This is a genomic window from Vibrio sp. Y42_MX_L11, from assembly GCF_024181785.1.
GTDB lineage: Bacteria > Pseudomonadota > Gammaproteobacteria > Enterobacterales > Vibrionaceae > Vibrio > Vibrio diabolicus.
On record NZ_JAMZAP010000041.1, the window covers coordinates 1 to 6,258 of the forward strand.

General features: G+C 43.5%; 6 protein-coding genes and 4 tRNA genes. 7 read left to right on the forward strand and 3 right to left on the reverse strand.

What is annotated here, in order from left to right:
* Positions 1 to 536: 536 nt before the first annotated feature.
* A complete protein-coding gene (pssA, locus tag NL643_RS22565; RefSeq protein WP_253645238.1) occupies positions 537 to 1,877 on the reverse strand; it encodes a CDP-diacylglycerol--serine O-phosphatidyltransferase in 1,341 nt (446 codons plus the stop codon).
* A gap of 71 nt (positions 1,878 to 1,948) precedes the next feature.
* A complete protein-coding gene (locus NL643_RS22570; protein ID WP_031780708.1) occupies positions 1,949 to 2,380 on the reverse strand; it encodes a GNAT family N-acetyltransferase in 432 nt (143 codons plus the stop codon).
* A 101-nt stretch (positions 2,381 to 2,481) separates the two neighbouring features.
* On the opposite strand from NL643_RS22570, the gene murB reads away from it, so the two are divergent.
* Both murB and birA read left to right on the forward strand, forming a co-directional pair.
* Positions 2,482 to 3,525: a UDP-N-acetylmuramate dehydrogenase gene (gene murB, locus NL643_RS22575; RefSeq protein ID WP_253645239.1), complete on the forward strand. Its 1,044-nt coding sequence runs from the start codon at positions 2,482 to 2,484 to the stop codon at positions 3,523 to 3,525.
* Positions 3,522 to 4,487 carry a bifunctional biotin--[acetyl-CoA-carboxylase] ligase/biotin operon repressor BirA gene (gene birA, locus NL643_RS22580; RefSeq protein ID WP_253645240.1) on the forward strand — a complete coding sequence of 322 codons (966 nt, stop codon included), beginning with the start codon at positions 3,522 to 3,524 and terminating at the stop codon, positions 4,485 to 4,487. Before murB ends, birA begins: the two co-directional genes overlap by 4 nt.
* Positions 4,488 to 4,494: 7 nt before the next feature.
* Here the strand turns inward: birA and coaA are convergent, their stop codons facing one another.
* Positions 4,495 to 5,418 carry a type I pantothenate kinase gene (gene coaA / locus NL643_RS22585; RefSeq protein WP_005398335.1) on the reverse strand — a complete coding sequence of 308 codons (924 nt, stop codon included), beginning with the start codon at positions 5,416 to 5,418 and terminating at the stop codon, positions 4,495 to 4,497.
* Positions 5,419 to 5,623: 205 nt separating this feature from the next.
* On the opposite strand from coaA, the gene NL643_RS22590 reads away from it, so the two are divergent.
* From NL643_RS22590 to NL643_RS22610, 5 genes are all read left to right on the forward strand, one after another.
* A tRNA-Thr gene (locus tag NL643_RS22590) sits at positions 5,624 to 5,699 on the forward strand.
* Between the two features lie 52 nt (positions 5,700 to 5,751).
* A tRNA-Tyr gene (locus tag NL643_RS22595) sits at positions 5,752 to 5,836 on the forward strand.
* A gap of 35 nt (positions 5,837 to 5,871) precedes the next feature.
* Positions 5,872 to 5,946 (forward strand) — tRNA-Gly (locus tag NL643_RS22600).
* Between the two features lie 13 nt (positions 5,947 to 5,959).
* Positions 5,960 to 6,035: transfer RNA gene (locus NL643_RS22605), tRNA-Thr, on the forward strand.
* Between the two features lie 101 nt (positions 6,036 to 6,136).
* On the forward strand, positions 6,137 to 6,258 hold a 122-nt coding region (locus NL643_RS22610; protein WP_253645201.1), incomplete at its 3' end, for a GTP-binding protein.

Here is a 6,258-nt window from a genome sequence, read left to right on the forward strand (position 1 = left end):
GAACAGATTTTTGTTTGCGGGCAAGAGCTTTGAAGTCGGTATTTTTAAGGCTATCCATGAGCATGTCGGTATTACTATTTGAATAGCTTTAATTAGATCATATTTTTAGCTAGAATGGTATGAAACCTTGCATCGAGAGATATACTCCTTTCTTTTTATGGTTTCTAGGCCCAGTCATGAACGAGTTGATGCGCAATTCTGTGTGGTTTCTGCTGAACAGGATCCCAGTCTCGAGCGCTAGTTTTTATCCCCTATGCTGACTCATTAAAGCTCCCCTTTATTACGTGTTAGAAAGATTATTCACTAGTGTAGTGTGGGAAAGAGTAAGAGCGGAAGGCTGAGTTATTAAGCACCTAGCCACTTACGCATGTATTACCTTTCTAGATTCTAGGTTGTTGCGTTTTGGGTTCAGTTGTGTCTCGCAAGTTTATTTACTGAAGCCTACTAACAGAGGTCTAATAGAGTATTAAGCTGTTGGATCTAGGAATAATAAAAAAGCCCAGCAGGAAAATGCTGAGCTTTGAAGTTAATTATGCTTACAGGATGCGTTTTAAAACCCCATCGGCTTTTAGGCGGGTTATTTTTCTTACTAACCGCTGCACCCCTATCGGATAATCTTCCACTTTTTCTAACTGTTTATAAGTACAGATAAGGTGGGTATGCTCAAGGATACGCGAAACTTCATCTTCGAACTTCTCAGTGAGCTTCGCATAATTGTCTTGGATGAGTAGCCCATTTTCTAGATCAAGTGACCAAGCCCGAGGATTTAAGTTATTCCCCGTCAGTAGCATATAGCGTTTATCAACCCAAATGCCTTTGAGATGGAAGCTATTATTGTCATGCTTCCAGAGGTGAATTGACAGTTTACGCGCAGCGATATTCGCTTCATTTGCTTTCGCAAAGCGGCGTAGGTTTACTTCATACAGATATGGAAGTCCGCCAATGGTTTTAAAGTCTTCCTCAGGGGCAATATAAAAGTCGTTTGCTGTCTTGTCGCCCACAACAATAGTTACTTTCACACCGCGTTTCATGGCTCGCTTCACTTCACGATGCAGCGCTTTAGGGAAGTTAAAGTAAGGAGTACAGATAAAGATTTCGTTTTGGGCGGCCGCTAGTAACTTTACAATCTGTTGATTGAGTAGATTGCGGCGTTTGCCTAGACCAACTAGCGGGGTGATTTTTACACTTTCTTCTGTTGCTGGTTGGTCTTCAAACTGATAATTAGCTTGAGCAAGTGAAGCTCTCAGTTGACGAATCGCTGACTTAATTTCTTTGGTTTCTGGCTTATCTTTTCCAGCAAGGTCATTGACAGCAGGGTGAGCAATCATCTCTTCCTGAATGAATTGCACCATTGAATTAGCTAAAGACTCATGTCGAATCACATGGTAACGATCAAAGCGATAGCGTTCGTGATAGTGCAGATAAACGTTATTTAAGCTTGCCCCACTGTAGATGACAGTATCATCGACAATGAAACCTTTTAAATGCAGTACCCCAAAAACCTCTCTGCCACGCACAGGTATGCCATAGACAGGGATCGGGTGTTGATATTTATTGGCATACGCTTTGTAAAGCGCTGAATTACCCTCAGATGTTTCCGTACCAATAAGGCCACGCTGCGCCCGATGCCAGTCGACACAGATATTGATGTCCAACCCAGGATTGCGCTGTTTCGCTTCATAAAGCGCAGTGAGAATTTCACGTCCAGCTTCATCATCTTCCAGATATAGAGCGACTAGGTAAATTCGCGACGTTGCTTTGCTGATTGCATCCAAAAGACGAGTCCTGAATGATTCTGCTGAATACAGAACATCAAAGTCTTCCGGATTGACAGCGAGACTTGGCAACTGTTCGAATGGATTCCTACTTACTATCATATCGGTATGAGTACCTTAGTTTAGTGCAATATTGCGAACCTGCCATTTTATCAAAGATATGATTTACCTGGCTACAAAAGCGCGCGTTTTGATGTCGTTGAAGAGATGAATTGCATTGGAATGAGATCTTTACCGCTATCTACATAGCGTTGAAATGCCATTTTTAGCGGGTGTGGTAGCTCAGAGCAATCAATGGTTTTGAATCCATGCTTGGAATAATAGGATTCGAGATGTGTAAACGCGAAGCAATAATCGCCATCAGTGAAAACATTGTTTTTACAATGAGTTAGTAGTTCTTTTCCAATGCCAGTTCCCCTAAGTGTCGGAATGACCAGCATTCCCGTCAGCAACCGAGATCTATCTACGGTTTTTAAGCGTAGTAACGCAACAATTTCACCTTTATGGCTCGCTGTAATGATCAGTTCATCCTTTTTGGCTCGACCCGAAGGGTAATGCGCTTTGTACAACCTCTTAATGAGAGGGAGCTTGATAGGATTTAACACTTCTATGATTAATGAGTCAGGTATTGTCACTGCGGTTAAAAGATAACTAATGTAGAATGTCGACAGTTTAAGAGAATCTTATCTGACGTTGCAAACCTACTATGCAAATTAAAACAAATGCAAGCCTTAAGGCTTACCATACTTTTGGGATTGAACAGTCGTGTTCCTATTTAGCCATCATCGAGTCGCTCGAGGAGGTTATTCAACTATTTCAAGACCCGAGATTCACCCATTTACCGAAGCTTTTTTTAGGTAAAGGAAGTAATGTTCTTTTCACTGAGCATTTTGACGGGTTAGTGATCGTTAATCGAATCATGGGTAAAGATGTGACGGAAACGGATGACCAATACCTATTGCATGTTGCAGGTGGTGAAGACTGGCCTGAGTTGGTTTCCTGGTGTGTGAGTCAGGGAATTGGTGGGTTAGAAAACCTAGCCCTGATCCCTGGCTGTGCAGGCTCGGCTCCTATTCAAAACATTGGAGCCTATGGGCTAGAGCTAAAAGACATTTGTGACTACGTGGATGTTCTTGATCTAACTACGTTTGAAAATAGAAGAATGAGCGCCAGAGACTGTAACTTTGGCTACCGAGACTCCATTTTTAAACACGCTTTGCATGAAAAGTGCTTTATTACTGCACTAGGGCTTAAGTTGGCTAAGCAATGGCAACCGATTAATCAATATGGTCCTTTAAAAGATATTCCGGAAGAACAACTTAGCCCAGCAACAATCTTCGAGCGAGTTTGCCAAGTGCGAACGGAGAAACTGCCGGATCCAGTCAAGGTAGGTAACGCAGGAAGTTTCTTTAAAAACCCAGTGATCACCCAAGATCATTATGATCGGCTCATGAAGCAACATACTAATATCGTGGCCTATCCAACTCCTGGCGGAATGAAAGTCGCGGCTGGTTGGCTGATTGATCAGTGCGGATTAAAGGGGAAGTCTGTGCATGGTGCACAGGTCAATCCTATGCAAGCCTTGGTTTTGACCAACATGGACAACTGCAGTGCCGATGATGTTGTAGCACTTGCTTCCCTAGTGAAGCAGGCTGTGTGGGATAAATACCAAATAGAACTTGAGCATGAAGTGCGATTTCTGAACCGCACCGGGGAAACCAACCTGGCTCAGATCGAGGCGTTAAGATGAGAAAAGATCACTCTACGAAACTTCATATCTTAAAGTCATTAAGTAACGGCGAGTTTCATTCTGGAGAGGCGCTGGGCGAAGCCCTGAATGTATCCAGAGCGGCAATAGCTAAGCATATTAAAGGTCTTAGTGAGTGGGGCATTGATATTTATCGAGTGCAAGGGCGCGGTTACCAGTTGGCATCACCATTGCTGTTGCTAGATGAAGCTCTCCTTACTGCTAGTGCGGAGTCACTTATTGAGCTTGTTCCTGTGATTGACTCAACCAACCAGTATTTGCTTGATAGAGTCGCAGAGTCAGAAAAGGGCCGTGTTTGTATAGCTGAGTATCAAGCACAAGGACGTGGCCGCCGCGGTAGACAATGGATCTCTCCATTTGGCTCTAACTTATACCTATCCATGTACTGGCGATTAGATGCGGGAATGGCCGCGGCAATGGGCTTAAGCCTTGTTATTGGTATTGCCGCAGTGGAAGCACTAGAAGAAATGGGCATACAAGGCGTTAAACTCAAGTGGCCAAATGACCTGTATTATCAAGATAAAAAACTGGCAGGAATCTTAGTGGAGATGTCAGGGCAGGCCGGTGGTGCTGCTCATCTTGTGATTGGGATGGGGATCAATATTGGAATGCCTGATGAGCAACCTGAGATTGATCAACCATGGACAACATTGAATCAGGTAAACGAGAGTCTCGTGATCGATAGAAATGTCCTAGCGACGACGCTTATCAAGCATTGGAATTCCGCACTTATCGAGTATGAACTGAAAGGACTTACCAGCTTTGTCGAACGTTGGAATAGATTAGATAACTTTCTCAATCGTCAAGTCAAGCTGCTCATCGGACCTAGAGAGGTGCACGGCGTCGTACGCGGCATCGATCATCAAGGCGGGATATTACTCGAAACCTCGCAAGGGCTAGAGACTTACATTGGTGGTGAAATCTCGTTGCGTAAAAGCGATTGACGTTCAATTACTTTCGCAAAGACACCTTATCAACCAAGTGGTTGACGCCTTTGTGTAGAATCAAATGGGCTCTTTCTCGGGTTGGAAGAATATTCAGCTCCAAGTTGAGCCCATTAATATCATGCCAAATTTGTTTCGCTTTTTGCTTTGCTTCATCGACTGACAGTTGCGTGTAGTGACTAAAATAAGAACCGGGTTTAGTAAAAGCCCCTTGGCGAAACTTTAAAAATCGTTCCACATACCATTGTTCAATTGTCTCTGTTTCAGCATCGACATAGATCGAAAAATCCAAAAAATCAGAGACAAAGACGCGATGTGGATCATGCGGATAATCCATTCCACTTTGTAGAACGTTTAAACCTTCAATGATAAGAACATCCGGTCTATCCACTTTTCTTAGTTCATCAGTAATGTCATACGTGATGTGAGAATAGATGGGTACTTCAAGATCGGGTTTTCCCGCCTTTACGTCAGACATGAACTCGACTAAACGCTTGATATCATAGGACTCAGGAAACCCTTTACGATGCATGATACCGCGTTCTTCTAGTACCTTTTTCGGATATAGAAAGCCATCTGTAGTGACCAAGGACACTTTGGGATGATTCTCCCAACGAGAAAGCAATGCGGTCAGAATACGAGCTGTCGTACTTTTGCCTACAGCGACACTGCCGGCGATACCAATCACAAAAGGAGGGGCATGTTCTTCCGTATTCAAGAATTGTTGTAATACAGAGTTGCGGCTTTGACGCGCTTGGACATACAGATTCAAAAGACGAGACAAAGGAAGGTAGATTTCTACCGCTTCCTCCATGGTTAGGTTTTCATTAATGCCCTGAAGCGCAGTCAAGTCGTCTTCAGAAAGTGTCATCGGTACAGAGTTTCTTAACTCGGCCCAATTTGCACGGTCAAATGACAAAAATGGACTCATGGGTCTCTTTTATCCTTGGTTTAGTAGAAGCAAGAACATACATCAAGCGAACTTCAAAGCAAACGACAAAGGTCGAAGTTTACTTTAAAAAAGCCAAGTTTGTACGAATTTGCAGCAAACGAATCTAAAAAATCGAATTTTATGATTTTTTTTAAAATTACTATTGCAACCTCGAAAATCATTCAATAGAATGCGCACCACTTATGCCGACTTAGCTCAGTAGGTAGAGCAACTGACTTGTAATCAGTAGGTCACCAGTTCGATTCCGGTAGTCGGCACCATTCTCTCCTGTTTCTTCGGAAATAATTAGTAGTGAGAATGGCTAGAAATTTTGGAGGGGTTCCCGAGTGGCCAAAGGGAGCAGACTGTAAATCTGCCGGCACTGCCTTCGATGGTTCGAATCCGTCCCCCTCCACCATATTCTTTAGGAAATAGCTCTCAGAGTTACGTGTTGCGGGCATCGTATAATGGCTATTACCTCAGCCTTCCAAGCTGATGATGCGGGTTCGATTCCCGCTGCCCGCTCCACTCTAATTTGAGTGCTGATATAGCTCAGGTGGTAGAGCGCATCCTTGGTAAGGATGAGGTCGGCAGTTCGAGTCTGCCTATCAGCACCAGCTCTCAAGTTTATTTCCTTTTGATATTAGATTTACCAATTATCTTTTTTGGTTGCGTGGTCAATTTGGGCCACCTAAATCCGTACCTAGAGGGACCACTCATGTCTAAAGAAAAATTTGAACGTACGAAACCGCACGTTAACGTTGGTACTATCGGCCACGTTGACCACGGTAAAACAACTCTAACTGCAGCTATCTGTACTACTCTTGCTAAAGTTTACGG

Coding starts and splice junctions, on each gene's coding strand:
- murB (WP_253645239.1), top strand. CDS start 2,482: ATGCAAATTAAAACAAATGCAAGCCTTAAGGCTTACCATACTTTTGGG.
- birA (WP_253645240.1), top strand. CDS start 3,522: ATGAGAAAAGATCACTCTACGAAACTTCATATCTTAAAGTCATTAAGT.
- coaA (WP_005398335.1), bottom strand. CDS start 5,418: ATGAGTCCATTTTTGTCATTTGACCGTGCAAATTGGGCCGAGTTAAGA.
- pssA (WP_253645238.1), bottom strand. CDS start 1,877: ATGATAGTAAGTAGGAATCCATTCGAACAGTTGCCAAGTCTCGCTGTC.